This window comes from Catellatospora sp. KI3 (genome assembly GCF_029948125.1).
Lineage (GTDB): Bacteria > Actinomycetota > Actinomycetes > Mycobacteriales > Micromonosporaceae > Catellatospora.
This window is the reverse complement of the sequence record NZ_JASAMB010000002.1, coordinates 125,682-147,690: the sequence shown is the minus strand read 5'-3', so window position 1 is coordinate 147,690 and position 22,009 is coordinate 125,682. Positions and strand designations below refer to the sequence as shown.

Below are 22,009 nucleotides of genomic sequence, written 5' to 3'. Positions count from 1 at the left end.
CGCGTTATCGGGTCTCGCGGTGCGCGGTGTGCTTGCCGCAGCGCGGGCAGAACTTCTTCAGCTCAATCCGATCCGGGTCGTTACGCCGGTTCTTCTTGGTGATGTAGTTCCGCTCCTTGCAGTCCACGCACGCCATGGTGATCTTTGGACGTACGTCAGTCGCCTTGGCCACGGGAGTGCCTTTCTGAAACAGCTGCTTTGATTACCGGCATATCAGGATAGACGGCGCCCGTCCTGATCTGCAAAAGGGCCACCAGTGGCGATCCTTACACCGCTCGACCAGCGTGGCTTGTGCCTGGCCTGGTCGCGCACCCCGCCGGCGACTGGCGCCTGGGTGTCTATGCGTAGCGATGGCCGGACTTGAACCGGCGACACAGCGATTATGAGTCGCTTGCTCTGCCAACTGAGCTACACCGCTGAGGCGAGCCCTGTCGGAAGATGATCCGACAGGCCGGTCGAGCCCCCTTACGGAATCGAACCGTAGACCTTCTCCTTACCATGGAGACGCTCTGCCGACTGAGCTAAGGGGGCGTGCTCACTGCCTGGTGGTTTCCCACCTCGCCGCGCGCCTTGGTAAGAGTACACAACATCGGGCCGTGGCGGAAATCGGGTTCGGTGTGGCGCGCGACAACCTCGTCGGCCGTGGTCAGCCGACCGCGCGCAGGCGGCGGACCTCGCCCAGCGGGGTCGGCTCGGCGTCGGTCTGCGCGCCCAGCCACGCCTCCAGCCGCTCGTACGGCAGCGGACGGCTGAACAGGAAGCCCTGGCCGATGTCGCAGCCGATCTCCTCCAGCAGCTCCAGCGTCAGCTCGCTCTCCACGCCCTCGGCGACCACGGCCAGCCCGAAGTGCCGGGAGATGTCCACCACGGCCCGCACGATCGCCAGGTCACCCGGGTCGGTCGCCATCCCCTGTACGAACGAGCGGTCCACCTTCACCTCGTGCACCGGCAGCCGCCGCAGGTACGACAGCGACGAGTAGCCGGTGCCGAAGTCGTCGACGGACAGGTGCACGCCCAGGTCGTACAGCCGGCGCAGGGTGGGCAGCAGGCGGTCGACGCCGTCCACCACCCCGTCCTCGGTGATCTCCAGGGTCAGCCGGTCGGGTGACACCCCGAACTCCTGCAGCAGGTCGTCGACGCGCTGCGGGAACGACGGGTCGACCAGCGTGCGCGGCGACAGGTTCACCGCCACCGACAGCGGCCGCCCGGCGTCGACCCACTGGCGCGCCCGGCGCAGGCCCTCCCGCAGCACCACGTCGGTCAGGCGGCTCAGCTGGCCGGTGTGCTCGGCCACCGCCACGAAGTCCTCCGGCGCCACCGCGCCGTGGGTCGGGTGCTCCCAGCGGGCCAGGCACTCGACGCCGACCAGGCGGCGGTCGCGCAGCGACACCTTCGGCTGGAAGAACACCTCGAGCTCGTCGTTGTCCAGGGCCCGGCGCAGGTCGCCGGCCAGCCCGAGCCGCCGCACCGAGCGCGACTCCAGCGCCAGGTCGAACAGCTGGACCCCGCTGGCCAGCCCTTTGGCCGCGTGGGTCGCCACATCGGCCCGCTGCAGCAGGGCGGCGGGGTCCGAGCCGTGCTCGGGGTGCAGGGCGATGCCCACCGCCGTGTCGACGTCCAGGGTCAGCGAGCCGAAAGTCATCGGGTCCTGCAGCTGGGCGCGCAGCTCGGTCGCCAGATCCACCGCGGCGTCGGCGTTGGGCAGGCGCAGCGTCACCACGAACTCGTCGCCGCCGGTCCGGCCCACCAGTGCCGCGGGCGGCGCCAGCGAGCGGATCCGGGTGGCCACCTCGGCCAGCAGCTGGTCGCCCGCGGCGTGCCCGAGCGAGTCGTTGACGTCGCGCAGGCCGTCGACGTCGAACATCAGCAGGGCCACGACCTCGCCCGGGGCGCGCACCCGGACCGCCTCCTCCAGCGCCTGGCTCACCCGGCGCCGGTTGGGCAGCGCGGTCAGCGCGTCGTGGTACGCGTCGAAGCGCAGGCGGTCGACCAGCCGGTTGTTCTCCACCGCGACCGCGGCGTGCGCGGCGATGGTCTCCAGCAGCCGGACGTCGGCCTCGTTGAACTGGGCGATCTCCCCGAGCCGGCCGGCCGCCTCGAGCGTGCCGATGATGGCCGACCCGGCGCGCAGCGGCACCACGATGGCGTCCTTGACGCCCGTCTCGCGCAGCTCGGTCCGCAGCTGGTCGTCGCCGAGCCGGGCGCCCGCGGCGACCGTGGCCCCGGTCTCCACCGCCCGCTTGCGCATCGCGGCCGGCACGCTGGCGATGTCGAGCAGGCCGTTGTCGTCGGCCCGGGCGCTGAGCAGGACCTCCGGGTGCCGGCCCTGGGCCGGCAGCCACAGCGTCGCGTACTCGGCCTGCAGCAGCCGCTGCACCCGGCCCAGCAGCGCGTCCGGCAGCGTGCCGTCGTGCGGGGTGTCGGACATGGCGCGGGTCAGGTCGTAGATCTCGGTCAGCGTCTGGTGCTGGCGCAGCGAGCGCGCATACGACCGGTACGCCACGACGAAGCAGCTGAGCAGCGCGAACAGCAGCAGCATCGCCCACAGGGTCTGCTGCAGCACGAGCAGCACCACGAGGCCGATCATGGTGTTGACCAGCGCGACGACGATGCCGGACAGCGGCGTGCTCATGTCCTTGCCGGGGATCCGTCCCTGGACCAGGGTGATCACGCCGAGGACGCCGACGAGCGAGACGAACAGCGCGGTCATCACGGCGGCGGCCAGCGCCAGCCAGGTGTTGCCGGACTTGGCGTCCAGCGGGCCCAGGGCCACCAGCATCACGCCGGCCATCGCGCTGGACACGCCCACCAGGGCGATGTTGAACGCCGCCTTGACGAAGGCGACCCGGCGGCGCAGCTGGATGATCAGCGCGGCCAGCAGCCGCGTGGCGACGACGATCACCGGCGGCAGGTAGTACAGCGAGAGCAGGAAGGGGATCTCGATGGGTGTGACGAGGAAGGCGTGTCGCCGCACCTCGAACGAGAGCGGCGACATGTCGGCGATGACGAAGATCGCCAGGAAGGCGAGCGCCAGCACCCACTGCCAGATCCCGTGGACCCTCGGCTCCAGGTCACCGGTCTTGATCTGCAGCAGCGCGGTCAGCCCGAGAGTGATCAAGCACATCGGGCCGGTGATCAGCCAGGCCAATTCCGGCGACCGTCGGGCGACCCGTGCCGTCCTCGTCACTGCAGCCTCGCCCTCACCCGAAACGCCGACCTACGGTCAGCCCCAGCTGTAGTCCCGCTCCAGCCGCAGCATCGTGGTGTCGGCCGGATCCACGATGGATGCCGCAGGCTCCGCCGCGTCGGCCGCCTCGTCCGCGATGACAAAACCCCATTGGTAGTCGGCGCCCCACTGGTAGTCATCTCCGGTCTCCACGTCCGCGGTGGCGGACAGCGCGACGAGCGCGAGAGCGCCGCTGAGCACCCAGCGCCCAACGTTCTTAGCTCTCATCTCTGACTCCTGCTGGCGAGGTCCGAATAACTCAACAGGATCGTGCCACATGCGCCCAGCACGGCGAAAGCCTGCACGGCGTGCCACGCCGCGTAACACGCGGAACTATAGCCGTTTGGAGGGGATTCGGAACCCAACCGATCCGATAAACACCCACCGAGGGAGCATGGCTCCCACACTTTACGTCGTCGGCGCCGCCCCGGAAAGCTTCACCACCCATTCGAACGTGTGTACGATACGCCCATGATGCGTCTGGTCGAGCACCGCTGGAACGGCACCACCACGAGTTACGCACGTCAGGACGTGTTTCTGCGGGTCAACCCCGCCGGGCCCTGGGAGGTGGAGCACCGCCGCCACGGCCGGTCGGTGATGCGGGAGTACGCCACCGAGACCGAGGCCCGCCGGGTCGCCGACGGCCTGTGCGCGCTCGGCCAGTGGCGCAACCTGGAGCACCTGCACCGCTGACCCGCGCCTTCGGGCACGCGATCCGGCTCGCGGAGTTTGACCGGCCTCCACCCTGGGTAGCTCGGTGGCACCCTTGATACCGGGTTACCGTGTTGCCCACAAAGTGGGTAGAGGAGGGCCGGTGAGCGGAACGTCCGTGGAGGACCTTCGGCCAGGCGACCATGCCTGCCTGACGTTCTCCGACAGCGACGAGCGGCTGGACATCGTCGCCGCCTTCGTGCGCGACGGGCTGCGCGCCGGGGAGAAGGTCGTCTGCCTCACCGAGTCGCTGAGCCCGTCCGCGCTGGCCGAGGAGCTCACCAGCCGCGGCTTCGCGCCGCAGGCCGACGGCACCGGGCCGCTGCACATCCTGGGCGCCGGCGAGTTCTTCGTCCCCGAGGGCGAGTTCGACTCGGGCCGCGCGATCGGCGCGCTGCGGGCGCAGATCGAGCTGGCCGACCGCACCGGCTACCACGGGCTGCGGGTCACCAGCGACATGTGCTGGGCGCTGCGCCCCTTCAACGGGGCCGCCCGGCTCATGGAGTACGAGTCGCAGCTGACCCGGATCCTGGCCCAGGAGAACGCGACCGCGGTCTGCCAGTACGACCGGCAGTGCTTCGACACCGTCACGCTGGCCACCGCGGCCGAGGCGCACGGCGCCACGGTCGCCGCGATCACGTACCACGACGACCCCATGCTGCGGATCTGCCGCCAGCACGTGCCGACGGGCGTGCGGGTCGCCGGCGAGATCGACTACCGGGCGGCCGAGCCGCTCACCCGGGCGATGACCGAGGCACTCGCCCTCGACGACCACATCGACGTCAACCTGACCCGGCTCGTCTTCCTCGACACCGTCGCCGCCGGTGTGATCGTGCAGTCGGCGGTCGGGCTCACCAGCGCACAGCGGATGACGGTGCGCTGCGCGGGCATGCCATACAAGATCCTGTCCGCGCTGGGCCTGCGGGACATCGCCGGCGTCACCCTGATGGCCGTAGCGCATGGTGACTGACCAACCCGCGCGCGACCGGCCGGGCAGCACGCCACGGCCCGCGCAGCGACGGCTCCTGCTGGATCTGCCGTTCGCCGAATCGGAGCTGGTGGGGCTGCGAGCCGCCGTCGCCGCCCACGCCAGCGAGGCGGGTATGCCCGACGCGCGCGTCGACGTCCTCGTCTTCATCGCGTACGAGCTGGCCACCAACGCGGTCCGGCACGGCGGCGGGCACGGGCGGCTGCGGCTGTGGGACGACGGCCAGGCCATCGCCTGCCAGGTCATCGACACCGGCAGCGGACCGTCGCTGGAGGCGCTGCGGGCGCAGCGGCCGGGGCCGGGGGCGACCGGCGGGCGGGGGCTGTGGCTGGTGCGCACCTTCTCCGACAGCGTCGAGGTCGACGTACGCGACAGCCCCGAGGGCGGCGCGGAGATCACCGCCCTGGTCCCGTACACCGCCGACCCCGAGTGACCGCCCCGCCGCGCCGACACGCGCCACGCGTCACGCGTCAAGATCACGGCAGTTTCGGGGAAAGTGCTGGAATCTTGGCGGTGATTCGCGCAGTTTCCCCGAAACTGCAGCCGGGTCAGCCGTGGTCGATGCGGATGAACTCCGCGCCGTAGTTGACTGACCGGATCTCCGCGACCCGCGGGTCCGGATCGATGGTCTCCACCAGTTGCGACGGGTGGACGCGGTCGGGCAGAGCGCGCCACTTCTCCGTGGGCGCCCGCTCATGAGATACGCGGTCATCGTCGTACGCGGTCATGTTCGAACGGTAGCTGCCGCGCGCACCGACCCGCATGCCACTCGAATGCGCCGATGCCGACCCCGCTGCCGGCGGCGGTCAGGCGCGCTCGCCGGACTCCGAGTCCCACAGCTGCACGGCGTCGCCGAGGAACTCGTGCACGTATCCGCAGTGCGTGCAGATCAAGCCGAGCGACGACTTGTTGGCCCAGGCCATGTCCAGGAACTCCAGCGCACCGGTGTTCAGCTTGATGGAGCGGCTGGTGAACAGTCCGCCCTGGCAGACGACGCAGCGGAACACGTCGCCATTGATCGTCGCGACGTACGGCGGGCGGCTGAACAGGCTCATGCGGGGCACGGTAGGCGGCTCCCGCAACCGGAACGCCCGCCGGAGGCGGTCGCGAGAGAGCAGGTCAAGCCGCGGGTACGCCCCGGAGAGCGGAGGCGGCTACTCGTACAGGCGCAGATGCCTCCGGATCAGCAGCAGCGCGACCAGGCAGACCGGCAGGCTGCACGCCGCGAGGTAGACGATGTCCATCGGCGCGAAGGTGCCCGCTTCACGCACCAGGTCCGGACGGCTCGGCACGTACTCCACGAGCATCGTCGGACCGACGTCGCGGGCCTCGCTGCGGCTGGTCCACAACCTGGTGCGGTGGTGCTCCGGGCCCGGCAGTTCCACCGTGATGAACGGTCCCCCCTTGCCGGTGGCGACGTCGACGACGACGGCCCGGACTGGGACGGCGTTCGCGTTGAGCCAGAACCCTTCGGCCAGGGTGTACAGGGCGAAACCCGGGCACAGCAGCAGGAACCCGGTGATGAGCACCCTGGCCACGCGGGCCGAGGACCACGGCCGGCCGGTGTCCATGATCGGTTCGTAGACGGGCACGGCCCGGATGCTGCCACACCGGCGCGACTTCGACGCGGGCCGGCGGACTGCCGCGGCGGCACTCGGCGGAGCCCCGCCGGGCCGACACGAAAGAGCCCCTGACCAGTGGTCAGGGGCTCTGCTGCTGCGTGTGGCGGATAGACGATTCGAATCCCTGTAGCTTTCGCGACGGATTCACAGGCAGCTCGTGTAGGTATCCTGACCAGCCCATACGACCTAGTCGACGCTCCTGACACGAACCTTGACCAGTAGTGCCGCAAAAAGCGCCGCGATCATCGCAAGGAGCATCACCAGAGTGCCCCACCCTGTTTTGAGGTAGAACTGGTAATTCGTTTCCTGATAGCCCGCCACGCGGGCATTGAGGACAGTCAGACCAACGACAATTGCCGAGGCCACTGCGAGCGCGCTGAGGATGAAGAGCTGCCAGCTCGCGGCCGCCCGAGACCTCATCCAGCCGGTCAGAGCACGAATGACTGGCAGCCCGACCGCCAATAGAGCGGCCAGAAGCACGACCCAGCCGAGCAGGCCGCTGTAGTCCAAGGTGAATTCATTACCCGGGCACCTGGTCCACGCAGTACAGCTGTCCGACAACCCGGGCGGGACAACGAACCGGCCCTCTCGGAGATCGACCACGTAAGTCGTCAGGAACGTGGATCCGACGAGGGCCAGCCCGGCAACGGCGCCCAGCGCATCGGCAGGAAGTAGCGACGTACCACGGAATCGAGTCCTCAATGATTCGTTCACCTGTCTTCTCCTTTGCTCCCTGCTTGCGCTGGTGCAGGTGACCCGGGTGGCTTTGAAGCTGTGTCGATCTCCGCGTGTGGGGATTATAAGACGCTGGATCAAGGCCCTACGTTGCTAAGCGTGCGATGACGGCCGGTGCACTCGTCATGCGGCTTGCCGCGCCAGCGACTCGGGTCCGGATCGTCGGTCTCAGCCGTGCGTGCGGTCTCGACGAGCGATCGCGGCCCGTGCCGGTCAACGTGGGCGAAGACTCCTGCCCAGGTGCAGCCATACCGCTCAACCAATCGCGTGACGCCCTCCAGCATAGGACCGACCCGCCCTGCCTGAGTTTGGGGCTGACGCCGGGGTCACGCCGACCCAGGTCGCCGAGTGGGCGGGCGACTCGGTGCGGGTGCTGCTCAAGGTCTACGCCAAGTGCATCGACGGGCAGGAGGAGTTGGCGCTGCGCCGCATCCGGGCGGCGCTCAAGGGCACCGACGACGTTCCCTGATCTTGGCGGAGAACTTTGCCGCATATTTGCCGCAGACAGCGGGATACAGCTGTCACGGCTGGACCGACACGAACGAGCCCCTGACCGGATTTCGCCCGGTCAGGGGCTCGTTCTGCTGTTGGTGGCGGGTAGAGGATTCGAACCTCAGACAACAAGAGCGGGTGGCTCCGCTTGCCGGAGGCACCCGCTCTTGACGCACTCAACCCGTAGCGGGCTTCACGCGTGTGATGGATGCTCATAAGCAACGAAGCGATCTCGAGCCGTCACCGGCCAACCACTCGCTCGTTGTGCAGAGCACCTAGGGGGTGTGCTATCCAAGCACAACCCAGATGACCCAGCCAATGACTATGGTCATCACGCAGAGGCGGATGGTCCGGCCCCAGCTCGCCAAAGCAAACCGGACCATCCGCAACATGCCGGTGATTAGCACCAGCTTCCAGTTTTCCAGCAGACTCCCTTTCTCTCACTGACGGAGCTAAGCGCGGTGCCCAGCTTTCCGTTCCTTGCGTAGCAACGAGCGAACTCCCCCTTCGGTAACGGTCGAAGAAGCAGTGACTCGGAGTACTGACGAGCAAGCCCGCCCATGAGTTACGGCCTGATCGAAAAAGCGTGGATCGGCATAACGACGAGCGAGGCCCGCCTCATGCACAACACACGTAGTACTTACGAGCCAGCATGTGCTTGGGATACGGCCTAGGCCGGAGACATCTGCACCATCCGGCAGCGCCAGCCTCTAACCCGCTGCTTCGATCAACCGAGCCACCACGCAGCTCACTGCTGCCATCGGCATCTGTCGAAACTTTCCTTACGAGGTCAAGGCGGCCGCAAGCGGCCGCGCCGGGCCAGGGCGCCAGGGCCGCCGCGCTCTGCCTCCGGCCCGCGCGCGGCCCGCGCCCGCCCGGCAGGCCGACACGGGACGCCTGACCACGTCAGAAGATCGACCGCGCCACGGCGAACATTTCAGCAGGTGAGCGCCCGATCAACGCGGCTGATGATCGACCAGCCGACCCCTGGCGCCGCTGGTCGACCGCGATGGTGGCCACGGCGACAGCCGAACAAAGGTCCGTTTAACGCGAAAGATGATGTTGGCAGAGGAAGAGAATAAGATTTTTTCGGATGCCCGTCGCAGACCAGGCCGCGCCTCCCGCGACGCCGCCACACCCGAACACCAGGGCTTCCTAAGACCTTGGGGTTCCACCCCAAACCCCGACCGACCTCAGGGATCGGCAAGATCCCCTCGGCCAGTCGCCACAGGTAAGCGCAGGCCGGGGCCACTCCGTGCCGACACTCCAAGATTTTTCTAAACGCTTCGCAGAAAAATCTTGAAGCCTCGTCGGCACTACGGACCCCGTCCTGCGCTTAGGCAGAGCCCGCCAGTCCGAGGGGATCACGGCTCAGCTCGCAACTGAGCAGGGCATCCGCAAGTCAAGCTGCGTCAGCAGATCCCCTTGTTGGTGACCAACTTCTCGGCGACAACTTGCGTGCACGGGGAACGTACTCGACGGGACCAGAGCTTCGCTCAGCCTTCGGCGCGATCTCACGACTCTGAGTGCTTCGCTCAGCCTTTGGTCGAATCTCACGACTCTGAGCGTCCTGGGGAACCAGCTGACCAACCCGCGCCGGTGACATGGCCACCAAGACGGCAGTGTCACGGATCGAGTAATGATGGTCGACAACGAGTTTCGCCGCCATGGCCTGTGACGCTTTGAGCACATGACTCAACATTGACTCAATGAGTTGACGCTGACGGCGCAAATCGGCTGCTTCTTCGTCAAGAGAATCGTCGCCGGTATGAATGTCCCAATCCAGTTGCAGTTCATCTTCGGCTTCATCTGGCAGGTCAGCGGCAAGCACGATGACTTCCCGGATATACCGTTCGAGGGCATGAAGGCTACGTGCAAAAGTGTGGGCTCCTTGCAGCCCTTCGACCTCTGCCAGCCAGTACCGAGGGTCGCCTGGATCCCGGCGGACTACGACCCGGTAGACACGTGCCTCGCTTGTATTCGCCATCAGATCAGCCACCCTTCACCAAACACTGGCGCCAGTTGCCGCTCGATAGCACTGAGCGTTCCAATCGGTACGTCTCGGCTATGCATGGCAACCACCGTCTTGGCCGTTGCCACGACCCGTCCCTGGCTGTCCACCTTCGTCGCCTCGTACGTCGCATGGGAGCCCTTGGTGCGCACGTGGTATCCACCGAGTTCCTTGATGCGCTGGACCACCGCGCGCGCCGTCATGGTTCTACCCATGAAGCGTAAGTCTAGCGACTAGACACTTCAACTGTCTAGTCGCTAGACAGTTTAGCGATCACGGTGAGCTTATGGCGCGATGTAGCCGCAAGTCGGGTTCCCCACGTTCGCGATGATCTTGGAGCGATGCGTTCCCGTCATGTTCCCGTGGACTGCCGCAGACCGCTGGACCCAGCCGGACCCACTGGGAACGAAGACAGAACACGGCCCTGACCGTTGTTGCTGGTCAGAGCCGTGTTCTTGCTGTTGGTGGCGGGTAGAGGATTCGAACCTCTGTAGCTTTCGCGACGGATTTACAGTCCGCTCCCATTGGCCGCTCGGGCAACCCGCCTGGTACAGCGTTGCCAGCGCCGCCCTGGGGCAGCGTGGCTCGATAAGGATAGCGGTACGGAGCCCCGGATGTGCAACCGGGTCGGACCATGAGCACAGCGCGCCGCCGGATCTGCTAAAACGGAACGCATGGCAGCTAACCCGTCCTTCGACATCGTCAGCAAGGTAGATCGGCAGGAGGTGGACAACGCGCTGAACCAGACCGAGAAGGAGCTGGCGCAGCGGTTCGACTTCCGCGACACGGGAGCCTCCATCGCCTGGTCCGGCGAGAACGTCGCCCTGGAGGCCAACTCCGAGGAGCGGGTGAAGGCCGCGCTGGACGTCTTCAAGGAGAAGCTGATCAAGCGGAACATCTCCCTGAAGTCGCTGGACGCGGGCGACCCGAAGGCCTCTGGGAAGACGTACAAGATCGACTGCAAGATCGTGCAGGGTATCGACTCGGAGAAGGCCAAGGCGATCTCCAAGAAGATCCGCGATGAGGGGCCCAAGGGCGTGCAGGCGCAGATCCAGGGCGACCAGCTTCGCGTCACCGGCAAGAAGAAGGACGACCTCCAGGAGGTCATCACCCTGCTCAAGGGTGGCGACTTCGGGGTCGCCCTGCAGTTCACGAACTACCGGTAGCGCCCGTTCCGACACTCAGGGGGCTCCGGCGGCATCCCGCTCGCCGGTGCCCCCTGTCGCGTCGTCGCCTCACGAGCGGCGCCGGACGAGAAACAGGACGCCGGCGACGGGGATGAGCAGGCACGCCACGAACTCGTAGCTGTTGAGGTTCTCGAGCACGGGCCAGAGGATACGGTCGCCGCACCATACGCGCTGGCCCGGGCAGCTGTGAAGATCGCCGCCCCCGGTCTTTTCGCGGAGCCTGGCTCCACGTCTCGACCGGAAACGGCGATCTTGGCCCCGGAAGGCGGCGGCGCCGCCCACCTGGCCAGTCGGGCGGGTGGGCGGGTGCGTCAGCGCATGTACTGGATCGGGCCGGAGTTGGCGGCCATGGCCTCCAGGCGGCGGACGCGCTCCTCCATCGGCGGGTGGGTGGAGAACAGGGAGGCGATGCCGCCGCCCCGCAGCGGGTTGTCGATCATCAGGTGGGCGGAGCTGGCGAGCTGGCCCTCGGCGGGCAGCGGCAGCTGCTGCACCCCCAGGTGGATCTTCTTGAGGGCGCTGGCGAGCGCCAGCGGGTCGTTGGTCAGCTGCGCGCCGGAGGCGTCGGCCTGGAACTCGCGGCTGCGGCTGATCGCCATCTGGATGATCGAGGCCGCCAGCGGGCCCAGGATCAGCATCATGAGCATGGCCAGCGGGTTCACGCCGTCCTCGTCGTCGCCTCCGCCGATGGGCAGGAACCAGGCCAGGTTGGCCAGCATGGTGATGATGCCCGCCAGGGCGCCCGCCACGCTGGAGATGAGGATGTCGCGGTTGTAGACGTGCGACAACTCGTGACCGATGACGGCCCGCAGCTCGCGGTAGTCGAGGATGCGGGTGATGCCCTCGGTCACGGCGACCGCGGCGTGCTGCGGGTTACGGCCGGTGGCGAAGGCGTTGGGCTGCATGGTGGGGCTGACGTACAGGCGGGGCATGGGCTGGCCGGCCTGCTGGGACAGCTCCCGCACCATCTGGTAGAGCTGCGGGAACTCCGCCTCGCTGACCGGTTGCGCGTGCATCGAGCGCAGCGCCAGCTTGTCGGAGAAGAAGTAGCTGACACCGTTCATGACCAGCGAGATGAGCACCGCGATGACCAGGCCGCCGCTGCCGCCGAGCCAGTAGCCGACCGCGAGGATCATCGCCGTCAGCAGGCCGAGCAGCGCCGCCGTCTTGAGGCCGTTGTGGCTGTGCATCCATTCCCTCCACGTCTGGCGCGGTGGGTGACCGCGCAACTGGTCCAACCGGTGGTTACCCGGTGGCCTTCCCGTTACGCGCTGTGAGTCGACTGAAAGAAATTCCAGCCGACTCCAAGGTAGGACCAATTGCCCCCGTTACAGAGCGTATGTCCGGCTCGCTGCGCGGAGTTCCATCACCGCCAGGCGCTGACCGCCGTGTACAGCAGCTGCGGCGCCACTGTGAGCACCACGCCGACCGCCACAGCCAGGGTCAGCGCCGCGGTCGGCGCCCAGCTGGGCCGGGTCACCGCCGCGCCGTCACCGCCCCGGTACAGGGCGGCCACCGGGCGCCAGTAGACGGCCAGGCCCGCGACGGAGACCAGGGCTACCAGCATCGCCAGGCGGTACGAGTCGACCCCGACCAGCGCCTGCAGCACGGTGATCTTCGCGAACAGCCCGGCCAGCACCGGCGGCAGTCCGGCCAGCCCGATCAGCGCGAACGCGAACCCGGCCGCGCGCCACGGCGCCCGGCGGCCCAGCCCGCGCAGGTCGTCGAGGCTGCCGCCGTCGGCCTCGCCGGGCCGCAGCGCCACCACGGCGGCGAACGCGGCGACCTCCAGGACCACGAAGAACACCGCGTACGCCAGGGCGGCGTCCAGCAGGCCGACCGCCGGCCCCAGGACCGCCAGGCCGGACAGCCCGCCCAGCGGGGCCAGCACGAACCCGGCCTGCGCCACCGACGACCAGGCCAGCAGGCGGACGGTACGCCGCTGGCGCAGCGCGCCGAGCGTGCCGAGCACCATCGACAGGGCCGCGAGCATCGCCAGCGCCACCCCGGCGGCGATGAACATGCCGCGGTCCGGCCCGGACGGCCCGTTCTGCAGCACGCCCTGCACCACGATCAGGATCGCGGCCACGCCGCCGAGCTTGGAGGCGGTGGACAGGAACGCCGCGACCGGCACCGGGGCGCCGTCGTAGGTGGTGGGCGCCCAGGCGTGCAGCGGGGCGGCGGCGACCTTGAAGCCGAGGCCGACCAGCACCAGCACCAGCCCCGTCAGCGCCACCGGATGCCACTCGCCGGGGACCGGCTCGGGCACCGAGGTCAGGCCGCGCAGCTGCACCGTGCCGGTGGCCAGGTACAGCAGGGCCGCGCCCAGCAGACTCACCGCGGTGGCCACGACGCTGTTGGCGAAGAAGGTGACCGAGGCGGCCGAGGCGTCGGACTGGCGCCGCCGGTGCAGCGCGACCAGGACGTACAGCGGGACGGTCAGGGTCTCCAGGGCCACGATCAGGGTGACCAGGTCACCGGCGCCGGCCAGGGCGACGCCGCCGGTCATGGCGGCGGCCAGCAGGAAGACGGCCTCACCGACCGGTGCCTCCCCGTCGCGCAGCGCCGGGGCCCACAGCAGCAGCGCGGCGGCGGTCAGGGCGACCACCACCACGGCGACGAGTCTGGCCCGGCCGTCGTAGACGTACGCGCAGTCGACGGGGAAGATCGCGTCGCCGCCGGTGGACGTGCCAGCGCAGAACACGCTGCCCGCGCGGCTGACCGGGGTGGCCACCGCCGCCGCGAGCGTCACCAGCGTGCCGAGCAGCGCCACCGCGTACGGCACGCGCCAGCGCCCCGGTGCGAGCAGGTCCGAGACCAGCGCCAGCAGCGCGGTGGCCGCGGCGGCCAGCAGGGGCGTCAGCGGGGTCCACGTCACGGCGCCACTCCTGCGGTAAGGGCGTCGACCGCACCGGCCGACGCGGTCAGCACCAGCCCCGGCAGTACGCCGATCAGCAGCGCCAGCAGCACCAGCGGCGCCCAGGCGACCAGCTCGGGCACGCGCGCCTCGGCGGCACCGGCCAGCGCCGGGGCGGCCGGGCCGTGGCTGACCCGGCGCAGCAGCCGCAGCAGGTACGCCGCGGTCAGCGCGCCGCCGATCGCGGCCAGCACCGCCAGCACCAGCCAGCCGGTGCCGCCCAGCCGCACGGCGGCGACCACGGCGAACGCCTCGCCCCAGAACCCGGCCAGACCCGGCAGGCCGAGGCTGCCCAGGGCGGCCAGGCCGAGGATGCCCGCGAGCCACGGCTGGCGCTCGCGCAGCCCGCCGAGGTCGCCGAGCAGTCCGGTGTGCGTCCGGTCCTTGATCGCCCCGGCGAGGAAGAACAGCAGGCCGGTCAGCACGCCGTGCGCGATGTTGCCGATCAGGGCGGCCTGCACGCCGATGGCGCTGCCCGCGGCCCCGGCGGCGATGCCGAGCAGCACGAAGCCCATGTGCCCGACCGACGAGTACGCGATGAGCCGCTTCAGCTCCGTCTGCCGCAGGCACACCAGCGACCCGACCAGGATGGCGGTGACGGCCAGCGCGCCGAGTACCAGCGCGAAGTGCGCGGCGCCCTGCGGGGTGACGCCGAGGCCGACCCGGATCAGCCCGTACGTGCCCATCTTCAGCAGCACCCCGGCCAGGATCACGCTGCCGACGGTCGGCGCCTCGGTGTGCGCGTCGGGCAGCCAGGTGTGCAGCGGCCAGAGCGGGCTCTTGACCGCGAAGGCGAGCGCGAACAGGCCGAAGATCCACAGCTGGGCGGTGCGGCCGAGGGTGGGCTGGGCGGTCAGCGATACCAGGTCGGCGGTGTTGGTCTGGACGACCACCGCGACCACGCCGACCAGCAGCAGCACCGAACCGGCCAGGGTGTAGAGCGCGAACTTCAGCGCGGCCGCGCGCCGGGCCGGGCCGCCCCAGCCCGCGATGACCGCCGCCATCGGCAGCAGCACCACCTCGAAGGCGAGGAAGAACAGCACCAGGTTCAGGGCCAGGAACGTGCCGAGGATGCCGACCTCGATCACCAGCAGCAGCGCCGCCAGCAGGTGCGCCCGCTCCGGGCGCTGCCACAGCAGGAAGCCGCAGCACAGCAGGGTCAGCAGGGCGGTGAGCACCACCAGGGGGTACGAGATCCCGTCCACGCCCAGCTGCAGCCGCAGGTGCAGCGCGGGCACCCAGGGCAGGTCCGCCTGGTGCCACGGATGCACCCCGCGCCCGGCCGCGGCGGGTGCCCGGTCGAAGCCCAGCGGCACGGCCAGCAGCAGCGTCAGCGCGGACACGGCGGTGGCCGCGACCAGCCCGGCCCGGCCGCGCAGCGCGGCAGCCAGCACCGCCCCGGCCAGGGGAACCGCCAACAATCCGATCAACAGAAGAGGATCGCTCATCCGAACATCACCGCCGTCACCGTCACGACCACCGCGCCGAGCAGGACCGCCGCCAGCGCGCGCGGCAGCGGCGCGCGATGCCAGGCGACGACCTCGCCGCCGGCCGAGACCGTGGCCCGGCCCAGGCCGTTCACCGCGCCGTCGACCCCGGCGGTGTCGATCGCGGTGACCGCGCGCGCCAGCGCCCGCACCGGCCGCACCACCAGCGCGTCCTGCACCGCGTCGAGGCCCAGGCCGCTCGCCAGGAACGGTCCGACACCGCCCAGCACCCGGGCTGGGTCGCCCTGGTCGGCGCGGCGCCAGCCCCACCAGGCGGCGAGGACGCCGAGCACGGCCAGGACCAGCGGCAGCAGCACCGCGACGTCGAGGTGGATCAGGCCGGAGGTGGTCAGCAGCACGCCGACGCCGAGCCCGGCCGACGGGATCGCCAGCAGCACCAGCGGGCCGCGCAGCCACCAGCTCGACTCGTGCGCGTGCGCGGTGTGCTCGCTGCCCCGGCCGAAGAAGACACGCAGCCAGGCGCGGGTGGCGTACCAGGCGGTCAGCGCGACGCCGACCAGCGCGACCGTCCACAGCGCCGGCTGCTCGTGCAGCGAACCGACGACGGCCTCCTTGCTGAAGAAGCCGACCAGCGGCGGCAGCCCCGCCAGCGAGCCGAGGCCGATCGTCATGGTCCAGAACGTCCACGGCATCGGCCTGCGCAGCGCGCCCATCCGCGACATCAGGTTGCTGCCGACCGCGTGGATCACCGACCCGGCGCCCAGGAACAGCAGCGCCTTGAACGCGGCGTGCGCGAGCAGGTGGAACAGGGCCGCGTCGATCGCGCCGACCGACAGCGCCGCCATCATGTAGCCCAGCTGCGACACCGTCGACCAGGCCAGCACCCGCTTGAGGTCGTCGGCGGCGGTGGCGGCCAGCGCCCCGAGCAGCAGCGTGATCGCGGCGCTGGCGCCGAGCACGATCCGCGCGGTGGGCGCGGCCTCGAACACCGGGTACAGACGGGCGACGACGTACACCCCGGCGGCGACCATGGTCGCGGCGTGGATCAGGGCCGAGATCGGGGTCGGGCCGGCCATCGCGTCGGGCAGCCAGGTGTGCAGCGGGAACTGGGCGCTCTTGCCGAACACGCCCGCCAGCAGCAGCAGCGCCGCCGCGGTGACCGTGCCGGTGCCCATCGTCGGGACCGCCGCCAGCACCTTGGTGAGCTGGAAGCTGCCGGCGTGCACCCCGAGCAGGGCGATGCCGAGCAGGAAGCCCACGTCGCCGACCCGGGTCACCAGGAAGGCTTTGACGGCGGCGCGCGGTGCCTCGGGCAGGGTGCGGTCGTGCGCGATCAGCAGGTACGAGCAGGCGCCCATGACCTCCCAGCCGACCAGCAGCAGGATCAGGTCCCCGGAGCAGACCACGGTCAGCATCGCCGCCGTGAAGATCGAGATCTGGGCCGCGTACGGCCCGTAGCGCTCATCCCCGTGCAGGTAGCCGTTGGAGTACACCTGCACGCACAGCGCCACCACGGCCACCGCCAGCGCCACCAGCAGCGCCCGCGTGTCCAGCAGCGACGTCAGCGTGACCGACAGGTCGCCGAAGCCGACCCAGGTGCGGGCCTGCTCGCCGGTCGTCCCGCGCGCCAGCAGCGCCACCACCGCGATCAGGCTCGCGGCCGCGCCCGCGATGCCCAGCGCCGCCGCCACGGGCCGGTTGCGCATCGGCACCAGCAGCCCGACCAGGCCGCACAGCAGCGGGGCCAGCACCAGCAGCTCGGTCATCGCGTCGGCTCCTCGTCGAGCACGGGCGCGGGCGCCGGGTCGGGCTCGGGCTCCTCGTCCAGCGGCACCTGGTCCAGGTTGATGTCGCGGCGCAGCCGGAACAGCCGCAGCACCAGCGCCAGGCCGACGCCGACCTCGGCGGCCGCCAGCACGATCACGAACAGGGTGAACACCTGGCCGGTCACCTTCGGGCGCAGCACGTCGCCGGTCACCAGGACCAGGTTGACCGCGTTGAGCATCAGCTCGACCGACATCAGCACCAGCACCGCGTTGCGCCGCCGCAGCACGCCGTACGTGCCGAGGCCGAACAGCAGGGCGGCGGTCAGCAGCGGGATCACCGGGCGGATCATCGGGTGCTCTCCCGCCGCGACAGCACGATCGCGCCCACCAGCGCCGCCAGCAGCAGCACCGACAGCACCTCGAACGGCAGCACCCAGTCGTCGAAGATCGCGGTGCCCAGCTTCTGCGCGGTGCCCGCGCCCGGCGCCGGCACGGTCAGCCTCCCGAACGCGGCGGCGAACAGCCCGGCCAGGCCCAGCCCGGCGGCGGCGCCGACCAGCAGCGCGGGCAGCAGCGGGCGGTCCAGGTCGGGGCTGGGCCCGATCGGGGCGCGGGTCAGCATCACCGCGAACAGCAGCAGCACCACCACGGCGCCGACGTAGATGAGCACCTGCACCCAGGCCGCGAACTCGGCGCCCAGGAGCAGGAACTCGACCGCGACCGCGCCGAGCGCGACGACCAGCCACAGCCCGGCCCGGACCAGCTGCTTCGTGCTCACCACGGCGACCCCGCCCGCCACCGCCAGCAGCCCCGCCACGGCGAGCGCGACGTCCAGCAGCGTCACGCGGTGCCTGCCCGCTTGGCCACGGCGGTCTCCTCCTTCGACGGCTCACCGTTGGGGTCGTGCGGCGGCGGAGGCGGCACGGTGGCCATCCACTCGCCGAGGCGGTCCTTGTCGTGCAGCAGGTCGCGGATGTCGTACTCGGCGTACTCGAACTCCGGCGACCAGTAGAGGGCGTCGAACGGGCACACCTCGATGCAGATCCCGCAGTACATGCACAGCGAGAAGTCGATGTCGAAGCGGTCGAGGACGTTGCGCTGGCGCGGGCGGGCCGCGCCCGGCACCACGACCTCTTCCTTGTGCGAGTCGATGTAGATGCACCAGTCGGGGCACTCGCGCGAGCAGAGCATGCAGACCGTGCAGTTCTCCTCCCGCAGCGCGATCACGCCGCGCGAGCGCGGCGGCAGTTCGGGAGCCACATCCGGATACTGCTGCGTGATGCTCGGCGAGACGAGCGTCTTGAGCGTGACGGCCAGGCCCTTGCCCAATCCCGCGCCAGGAATGCTCATACGCACCATCCTGCCGTGTCCCCGCCCCCCGCGCGAGTAGGAGCCCCCACTGCCCTCGCAGGCGGCGTTAGGAAGGGACCCTTCTACTACGGATTCCGATAAGAAGGGTCCCTTCCTTACCTCTCACTGGAGGGCGACGCGGACGGCGGCGGTGAGGATCAGCTGCGCCAGCGCCACCGGGACCAGGATCAGCCAGCACAGCCGCTGCAGCTGGTCCTCGCGCAGGCGCGGCCAGGCCACCCGCAGCCAGATGACGACGAAGGCGACCAGGGCCGTCTTCAGCAGCATCCAGAGCCAGCCCACCGAGTCCGCCCACGGGCCGTGCCACCCGCCGAGGAACAGGGCGGCGGTCAGCGCCGAGATGACGACGATGCCGACGTACTCGGCGAGCAGGAAGAAGGCGAAGCGCAGGCCGGTGTACTCGGTGAGGTAGCCGAAGACCAGTTCGGAGTCGGCGATCGGCATGTCGAACGGGGGGCGGCGGATCTCGGCCAGGCCCGCCACGAAGAAGACCAGCATCGCCGGCAGCTGCCACAGCAGCCACCAGGGCCGCCACGACGCGACGATCTGCGGCAGGCTCAGCGATCCGGCCGCCATCGCCACGCTGGCGGCGGCGAGCACGAACGGCAGCTCGTACCCGAGCAGCTGGGCCGCCGCCCGCAGGCCGCCGATCAGCGCGTACTTGTTCGCCGAGGCCCAGGCGGCCATCAGCACCGCGACCACGCCGACGCCGACGATCGCGAGCACGAAGAACAGGCCGACGTCGAGGGGCTGGCCGACCAGGTCGCCGGGGCCGAGCGGGATCACCAGCAGCACCAGCAGGTACGGCAGCAGCGCCACCGCCGGGGCCAGCCGGAACACCGGCCCGTCTGCCTCGCGGGGGGTCAGGTCCTCCTTCTGCGCGAACTTGACCCCGTCGGCGATCAGCTGCGCCCAGCCGTGGAACGCACCCGCGTACATCGGCCCGAGCCGGGCCTGCATGTGCGCCATCACCTTGTGCTCGGTCTGGCCCACCAGCAGCGGCAGCGTCAGGAACGCCACCGCCACCAGCGCCACGCGCAGCACGATCTCCCACGTCATGAGGCCGGTCCCCACTCCCCCGGCGCGGGCACGCCGGGCGGGCGGACCGCCTGGCGCTTGGTGCCGGTCTCGGATTCGCCGGGTTCCTTGGCCCCGGGCCACGGCTTGGCGACCCGGCTGGCCAGCACGAAGCTCTTGCGCAGCGGATGGCCCTCGAACTCCGGCGGCAGCAGCAGCGGCGCCAGCTCGCCGGGGAAGCCGATGCCGAACATCTCGAACGTCTCGCGCTCGTGCCAGGCCGCGCCGGGGTACACCGGCACGGCCGAGGCCAGGCTCGGCGCGTCGGCGGGCACCCGGGTGCGCAGCAGCACCCCGTGCCGCCCGGCGGTCGACCACAGGTGCGCCACCACGTCGTACCCGGCGTCGAGTTCGTCCACGGCGGACAGCCAGTCGAAGAAGTCGCAGCCCAGCCCGTCGCGGGCGGCCGCCAGGGCGACCGGCCACGCCTGCGGCGGCACGTCGACGACGGCCCGCGCGTACGGCCCGCCGCCGGACACGCCCGCCTGCGCCCCCTCGACCAGGCGCGTCAGGTGGGCCCCGATCTCCTCCGGCGTCATGCCCGGCATCCTATGCCCGCGAGGGCCGACCGCTCGACCACTCGCGCACGACCGCGGTTGTCCGCCCCCGCTACGCTGCACGCGCCCGCCCGCAGAACCCGCCTCAGGAGCCGCCTCGTGACCGGACACCGCGACTTCGCGGAGTTCTACGGCGCGGTGTTCCACCGGCTCGCGACCTCGCTCTACGTGCACACCCGCGACCTGGCCGAGGCGCAGGACGTGGTGCAGGAGGCGATGGTCCGGGCGCTGGCGCACTGGCCGCGCATCCGGGACGATCAGCCCGAGGCGTGGGTGCGGCGCACCGCGTGGAACCTCGCGACCAGCCGCTGGCGCCGGCTGCGGCGCGGCTTCGAACTGGTCACCCGCGGCCGGATCGAGGAGACCACGGCCGGGCCCGAGCCCGACCGCGTCGCCATCGTCGCCGCGCTGGCGCTGCTGCCCGAGCGGCAGCGGCAGGCGGTGATCCTGCACTACCTGGAGGACCTGCCGGTGTCGCAGGTCGCCGAGATCATCGGGGTGGCCGAGGGGACGGTCAAGTCCTGGCTGCACCGGGCCCGGACCACCCTGGCCGAGCAGCTGTCCGGCTACCGCGCGGAGGAGGCGGACCGTGTCTGATCGCGACCCGCTGCGCGACGCGCTGGCCGGGACCGCCGACGCGGTGCGGCCGTACCTGAACCCGCCGGGCGTCGAGGCGGCCCGCCGTACGCTGCGGCGCCGCCGCCAGGTCCGGCCGGTCCTCGCGGCCGTGGTCAGCCTGCTCGCCGCACTGGGGCTGAGCACGTTCGTGCCCGGCCGCGGCGGCCCGCCCGCGGTGGACCCGACCGCCCCGCCGAACCCCACGACGAGCCCCCCGGCCAGCCCTTCAGCGTCGGCCGCGCCGTCCGGGACGCCCAGCCCATCGGTCACGGCGAGCGCCGTGAACGGCGGCGCGCAGGTGCCCGGCTCGCCGCAGCCCAAGGGCTCCCCGCGCTGCGTCAAACGGGGCGAGGTCTGGGTCGACTGGGTCAGCTCGTACGACATCGTGATCAGCGCGAGGCAGGAATGGGAGCCGTTCCACCACATCTGCCCCGGCGAGACGATCCGGGTCTTCTGGGTCTGGTACGTCTACGAGCCCGACGGGTCGCAGAAGCTCTACGACTCGCAGGTCTTCCAGCTCACGTACGCGAAGCCCAGCGTCGACACCGGCGTGGCGGTCGAGGGCTGCCGCGGCGACTTCTACGTGGTCAAGGGCGGCCGGGCGGTCCGCCAGACCATCCCCGCCGGCGATCGGAAGGCCTACGGCGGCGACGCGGTCTACACCACGCTCTTCGACAACCCGTGCGGCTAGGCCCGCTCAGCGGCCGGGGTTGACCGGCGGGGCGGTCAGTGCCGCCACGTCGGGCCGGTGCACACCGCCGAACCCCGACTGCTCGGCCGCGATCTTCTCCTGCAGGCGCAGGATGCCGTGCAGCAGCGCCTCGGGGCGGGGCGGGCAGCCGGGGACGTACACGTCCACCGGGATGATCTGGTCGACGCCCTTGGTCACCGAGTACGAGTCCCAGTACGGCCCGCCGCAGTTGCTGCACGCCCCGAACGAGATGACGTACTTCGGCTCGGGCATCTGGTCGTACAGCCGCTTGATGGCCGGGGCCATCTTGTCGGTGACCGTGCCCGACACCACCATCAGGTCGGCCTGGCGCGGCCCGTGCGCGAACGGGATCACGCCCAGGCGCATGAAGTCGTGGCGGCTCATGCTGCTGGCGATGAACTCGATGGCGCAGCAGGCCAGGCCGAAGTTGAACACCCACAGCGAGTAGCGCCGACCCCAGTTCAGCACGAACTTGATCGGGTCTCCGAGCACCGAGGGCAGGGCCATGCGCTCAGCCTAGACCTCTGCGGGGCCTGGGCCACAGACCTGGCGGCGGAGTTAAGAAGGGGCC

Annotated in this window: 25 protein-coding genes, 3 tRNA genes and 1 pseudogene; 7 read left to right on the top strand and 22 right to left on the bottom strand. The window is 70.4% G+C overall.

Annotation, left to right across the window (positions count from 1 at the left end):
* Positions 1-4: 4 nt before the first annotated feature.
* The 5 genes from rpmG to QEZ54_RS04495 form a co-directional block, all read right to left on the bottom strand.
* On the bottom strand, positions 5-172 hold the full coding sequence (rpmG, locus tag QEZ54_RS04515) for a 50S ribosomal protein L33 (protein WP_018347744.1): 168 nt from the start codon (positions 170-172) through the stop codon (positions 5-7).
* Positions 173-345: 173 nt separating this feature from the next.
* Positions 346-418, bottom strand: a tRNA-Met gene (locus tag QEZ54_RS04510).
* 40 nt (positions 419-458) lie between these two features.
* Positions 459-531: transfer RNA gene (locus QEZ54_RS04505), tRNA-Thr, on the bottom strand.
* 115 nt (positions 532-646) lie between these two features.
* The gene (locus tag QEZ54_RS04500) at positions 647-3,124 is read right to left on the bottom strand and encodes a bifunctional diguanylate cyclase/phosphodiesterase (protein ID WP_281303186.1); all 2,478 of its coding nucleotides are present in this window, start codon (positions 3,122-3,124) and stop codon (positions 647-649) included.
* A gap of 99 nt (positions 3,125-3,223) precedes the next feature.
* A complete protein-coding gene (locus QEZ54_RS04495; protein ID WP_281303185.1) occupies positions 3,224-3,454 on the bottom strand; it encodes a hypothetical protein in 231 nt (76 codons plus the stop codon).
* Between the two features lie 243 nt (positions 3,455-3,697).
* Between QEZ54_RS04495 and QEZ54_RS04490 the strand changes: the two genes are divergently transcribed.
* The 3 genes from QEZ54_RS04490 (at position 3,698) to QEZ54_RS04480 (ending at position 5,358) form a co-directional block, all read left to right on the top strand.
* Positions 3,698-3,919 carry a hypothetical protein gene (locus QEZ54_RS04490; protein WP_281303184.1) on the top strand — a complete coding sequence of 74 codons (222 nt, stop codon included), beginning with the start codon at positions 3,698-3,700 and terminating at the stop codon, positions 3,917-3,919.
* A gap of 121 nt (positions 3,920-4,040) precedes the next feature.
* Positions 4,041-4,907, top strand: coding sequence for an MEDS domain-containing protein (locus QEZ54_RS04485; RefSeq protein WP_281303183.1), 867 nt, complete (start codon positions 4,041-4,043; stop codon positions 4,905-4,907).
* Positions 4,897-5,358 carry an ATP-binding protein gene (locus QEZ54_RS04480; protein WP_281303182.1) on the top strand — a complete coding sequence of 154 codons (462 nt, stop codon included), beginning with the start codon at positions 4,897-4,899 and terminating at the stop codon, positions 5,356-5,358. Before QEZ54_RS04485 ends, QEZ54_RS04480 begins: the two co-directional genes overlap by 11 nt.
* 115 nt (positions 5,359-5,473) lie before the next feature.
* On the opposite strand, the gene QEZ54_RS04475 is transcribed toward QEZ54_RS04480, so the two are convergent.
* The 4 genes from QEZ54_RS04475 to QEZ54_RS04460 form a co-directional block, all read right to left on the bottom strand.
* The gene (locus QEZ54_RS04475) at positions 5,474-5,653 is read right to left on the bottom strand and encodes a hypothetical protein (protein WP_281303181.1); all 180 of its coding nucleotides are present in this window, start codon (positions 5,651-5,653) and stop codon (positions 5,474-5,476) included.
* 78 nt (positions 5,654-5,731) lie between these two features.
* Entirely contained in the window at positions 5,732-5,980 is a 249-nt protein-coding gene (locus tag QEZ54_RS04470; RefSeq protein ID WP_281303180.1) for a hypothetical protein, read from the bottom strand.
* A gap of 99 nt (positions 5,981-6,079) precedes the next feature.
* Positions 6,080-6,517 carry a hypothetical protein gene (locus tag QEZ54_RS04465; RefSeq protein WP_281303179.1) on the bottom strand — a complete coding sequence of 146 codons (438 nt, stop codon included), beginning with the start codon at positions 6,515-6,517 and terminating at the stop codon, positions 6,080-6,082.
* A gap of 216 nt (positions 6,518-6,733) precedes the next feature.
* A complete protein-coding gene (locus tag QEZ54_RS04460) occupies positions 6,734-7,261 on the bottom strand; it encodes a hypothetical protein (protein ID WP_281303178.1) in 528 nt (175 codons plus the stop codon).
* A gap of 337 nt (positions 7,262-7,598) precedes the next feature.
* Here QEZ54_RS04460 and QEZ54_RS04455 point away from each other — a divergent pair.
* Positions 7,599-7,751 (top strand): annotated as a pseudogene (locus tag QEZ54_RS04455) (integrase); the annotation flags it as partial.
* A gap of 1,425 nt (positions 7,752-9,176) precedes the next feature.
* Here QEZ54_RS04455 and QEZ54_RS04450 read toward each other — a convergent pair.
* The 3 genes from QEZ54_RS04450 to QEZ54_RS04440 all read right to left on the bottom strand — a co-directional run bounded on the left by QEZ54_RS04450 (position 9,177) and on the right by QEZ54_RS04440 (position 10,331).
* Positions 9,177-9,773, bottom strand: coding sequence for a hypothetical protein (locus tag QEZ54_RS04450; RefSeq protein ID WP_281303177.1), 597 nt, complete (start codon positions 9,771-9,773; stop codon positions 9,177-9,179).
* A complete protein-coding gene (locus QEZ54_RS04445; RefSeq protein WP_281303176.1) occupies positions 9,761-10,000 on the bottom strand; it encodes a type II toxin-antitoxin system HicA family toxin in 240 nt (79 codons plus the stop codon). The genes QEZ54_RS04450 and QEZ54_RS04445 overlap by 13 nt, the downstream gene beginning before the upstream one ends.
* A 247-nt stretch (positions 10,001-10,247) precedes the next feature.
* Positions 10,248-10,331 (bottom strand) — tRNA-Tyr (locus QEZ54_RS04440).
* A 128-nt stretch (positions 10,332-10,459) separates the two neighbouring features.
* On the opposite strand from QEZ54_RS04440, the gene QEZ54_RS04435 reads away from it, so the two are divergent.
* Positions 10,460-10,951, top strand: a complete 492-nt coding sequence (locus QEZ54_RS04435) for a YajQ family cyclic di-GMP-binding protein (RefSeq protein WP_217395215.1) — start codon at positions 10,460-10,462, stop codon at positions 10,949-10,951.
* A 332-nt stretch (positions 10,952-11,283) separates the two neighbouring features.
* Here QEZ54_RS04435 and htpX read toward each other — a convergent pair whose 3' ends face one another.
* From htpX to QEZ54_RS04390, 9 genes are all read right to left on the bottom strand, one after another.
* Positions 11,284-12,162, bottom strand: coding sequence for a zinc metalloprotease HtpX (htpX, locus tag QEZ54_RS04430; protein WP_281303175.1), 879 nt, complete (start codon positions 12,160-12,162; stop codon positions 11,284-11,286).
* A gap of 176 nt (positions 12,163-12,338) precedes the next feature.
* Positions 12,339-13,850, bottom strand: coding sequence for a proton-conducting transporter membrane subunit (locus QEZ54_RS04425; RefSeq protein ID WP_281303174.1), 1,512 nt, complete (start codon positions 13,848-13,850; stop codon positions 12,339-12,341).
* Positions 13,847-15,337 (bottom strand): NADH-quinone oxidoreductase subunit M, encoded by a 1,491-nt coding sequence (locus QEZ54_RS04420; RefSeq protein ID WP_281303173.1) that lies wholly within the window; start codon positions 15,335-15,337, stop codon positions 13,847-13,849. Before QEZ54_RS04420 ends, QEZ54_RS04425 begins: the two co-directional genes overlap by 4 nt.
* Positions 15,334-17,103, bottom strand: coding sequence for an NADH-quinone oxidoreductase subunit L (locus QEZ54_RS04415; protein ID WP_281303172.1), 1,770 nt, complete (start codon positions 17,101-17,103; stop codon positions 15,334-15,336). The genes QEZ54_RS04420 and QEZ54_RS04415 overlap by 4 nt, the downstream gene beginning before the upstream one ends.
* On the bottom strand, positions 17,100-17,450 hold the full coding sequence (nuoK, locus tag QEZ54_RS04410; protein ID WP_281303543.1) for an NADH-quinone oxidoreductase subunit NuoK: 351 nt from the start codon (positions 17,448-17,450) through the stop codon (positions 17,100-17,102). The genes QEZ54_RS04415 and nuoK overlap by 4 nt, the downstream gene beginning before the upstream one ends.
* Complete coding sequence (locus QEZ54_RS04405; protein ID WP_281303171.1) at positions 17,450-17,947, bottom strand: NADH-quinone oxidoreductase subunit J; 498 nt, start codon at positions 17,945-17,947, stop codon at positions 17,450-17,452. Before QEZ54_RS04405 ends, nuoK begins: the two co-directional genes overlap by 1 nt.
* Positions 17,944-18,453 carry an NADH-quinone oxidoreductase subunit I gene (locus QEZ54_RS04400; protein WP_281303170.1) on the bottom strand — a complete coding sequence of 170 codons (510 nt, stop codon included), beginning with the start codon at positions 18,451-18,453 and terminating at the stop codon, positions 17,944-17,946. The genes QEZ54_RS04405 and QEZ54_RS04400 overlap by 4 nt, the downstream gene beginning before the upstream one ends.
* Before the next feature lie 123 nt (positions 18,454-18,576).
* A complete protein-coding gene (locus tag QEZ54_RS04395; protein ID WP_281303169.1) occupies positions 18,577-19,533 on the bottom strand; it encodes a complex I subunit 1 family protein in 957 nt (318 codons plus the stop codon).
* Positions 19,530-20,090 carry an NADH-quinone oxidoreductase subunit C gene (locus QEZ54_RS04390; RefSeq protein WP_281303168.1) on the bottom strand — a complete coding sequence of 187 codons (561 nt, stop codon included), beginning with the start codon at positions 20,088-20,090 and terminating at the stop codon, positions 19,530-19,532. Before QEZ54_RS04390 ends, QEZ54_RS04395 begins: the two co-directional genes overlap by 4 nt.
* Before the next feature lie 117 nt (positions 20,091-20,207).
* Between QEZ54_RS04390 and QEZ54_RS04385 the strand changes: the two genes are divergently transcribed.
* Together QEZ54_RS04385 and QEZ54_RS04380 are read left to right on the top strand one after the other, a co-directional pair.
* Entirely contained in the window at positions 20,208-20,705 is a 498-nt protein-coding gene (locus QEZ54_RS04385; RefSeq protein ID WP_281303167.1) for a SigE family RNA polymerase sigma factor, read from the top strand.
* Complete coding sequence (locus QEZ54_RS04380; RefSeq protein ID WP_281303166.1) at positions 20,698-21,417, top strand: hypothetical protein; 720 nt, start codon at positions 20,698-20,700, stop codon at positions 21,415-21,417. The genes QEZ54_RS04385 and QEZ54_RS04380 overlap by 8 nt, the downstream gene beginning before the upstream one ends.
* Before the next feature lie 6 nt (positions 21,418-21,423).
* Here QEZ54_RS04380 and QEZ54_RS04375 read toward each other — a convergent pair whose 3' ends face one another.
* A complete protein-coding gene (locus QEZ54_RS04375; RefSeq protein ID WP_281303165.1) occupies positions 21,424-21,945 on the bottom strand; it encodes an NADH-quinone oxidoreductase subunit B in 522 nt (173 codons plus the stop codon).
* Positions 21,946-22,009: the final 64 nt, after the last annotated feature.

Excerpts from the sequence above, each read along its gene's own strand:
- QEZ54_RS04500 (WP_281303186.1), bottom strand. The coding sequence starts at position 3,124 with ATGTGCTTGATCACTCTCGGGCTGACCGCGCTGCTGCAGATCAAGACC.
- QEZ54_RS04495 (WP_281303185.1), bottom strand. The coding sequence starts at position 3,454 with ATGAGAGCTAAGAACGTTGGGCGCTGGGTGCTCAGCGGCGCTCTCGCG.
- QEZ54_RS04490 (WP_281303184.1), top strand. The coding sequence starts at position 3,698 with ATGATGCGTCTGGTCGAGCACCGCTGGAACGGCACCACCACGAGTTAC.
- QEZ54_RS04480 (WP_281303182.1), top strand. The coding sequence starts at position 4,897 with ATGGTGACTGACCAACCCGCGCGCGACCGGCCGGGCAGCACGCCACGG.
- QEZ54_RS04475 (WP_281303181.1), bottom strand. The coding sequence starts at position 5,653 with ATGACCGCGTACGACGATGACCGCGTATCTCATGAGCGGGCGCCCACG.
- QEZ54_RS04470 (WP_281303180.1), bottom strand. The coding sequence starts at position 5,980 with ATGAGCCTGTTCAGCCGCCCGCCGTACGTCGCGACGATCAATGGCGAC.
- QEZ54_RS04445 (WP_281303176.1), bottom strand. The coding sequence starts at position 10,000 with ATGGGTAGAACCATGACGGCGCGCGCGGTGGTCCAGCGCATCAAGGAA.
- QEZ54_RS04435 (WP_217395215.1), top strand. The coding sequence starts at position 10,460 with ATGGCAGCTAACCCGTCCTTCGACATCGTCAGCAAGGTAGATCGGCAG.
- htpX (WP_281303175.1), bottom strand. The coding sequence starts at position 12,162 with ATGCACAGCCACAACGGCCTCAAGACGGCGGCGCTGCTCGGCCTGCTG.
- QEZ54_RS04420 (WP_281303173.1), bottom strand. The coding sequence starts at position 15,337 with ATGAGCGATCCTCTTCTGTTGATCGGATTGTTGGCGGTTCCCCTGGCC.
- QEZ54_RS04415 (WP_281303172.1), bottom strand. The coding sequence starts at position 17,103 with ATGACCGAGCTGCTGGTGCTGGCCCCGCTGCTGTGCGGCCTGGTCGGG.
- QEZ54_RS04400 (WP_281303170.1), bottom strand. The coding sequence starts at position 18,453 with ATGAGCATTCCTGGCGCGGGATTGGGCAAGGGCCTGGCCGTCACGCTC.
- QEZ54_RS04395 (WP_281303169.1), bottom strand. The coding sequence starts at position 19,533 with ATGACGTGGGAGATCGTGCTGCGCGTGGCGCTGGTGGCGGTGGCGTTC.
- QEZ54_RS04390 (WP_281303168.1), bottom strand. The coding sequence starts at position 20,090 with ATGACGCCGGAGGAGATCGGGGCCCACCTGACGCGCCTGGTCGAGGGG.
- QEZ54_RS04375 (WP_281303165.1), bottom strand. The coding sequence starts at position 21,945 with ATGGCCCTGCCCTCGGTGCTCGGAGACCCGATCAAGTTCGTGCTGAAC.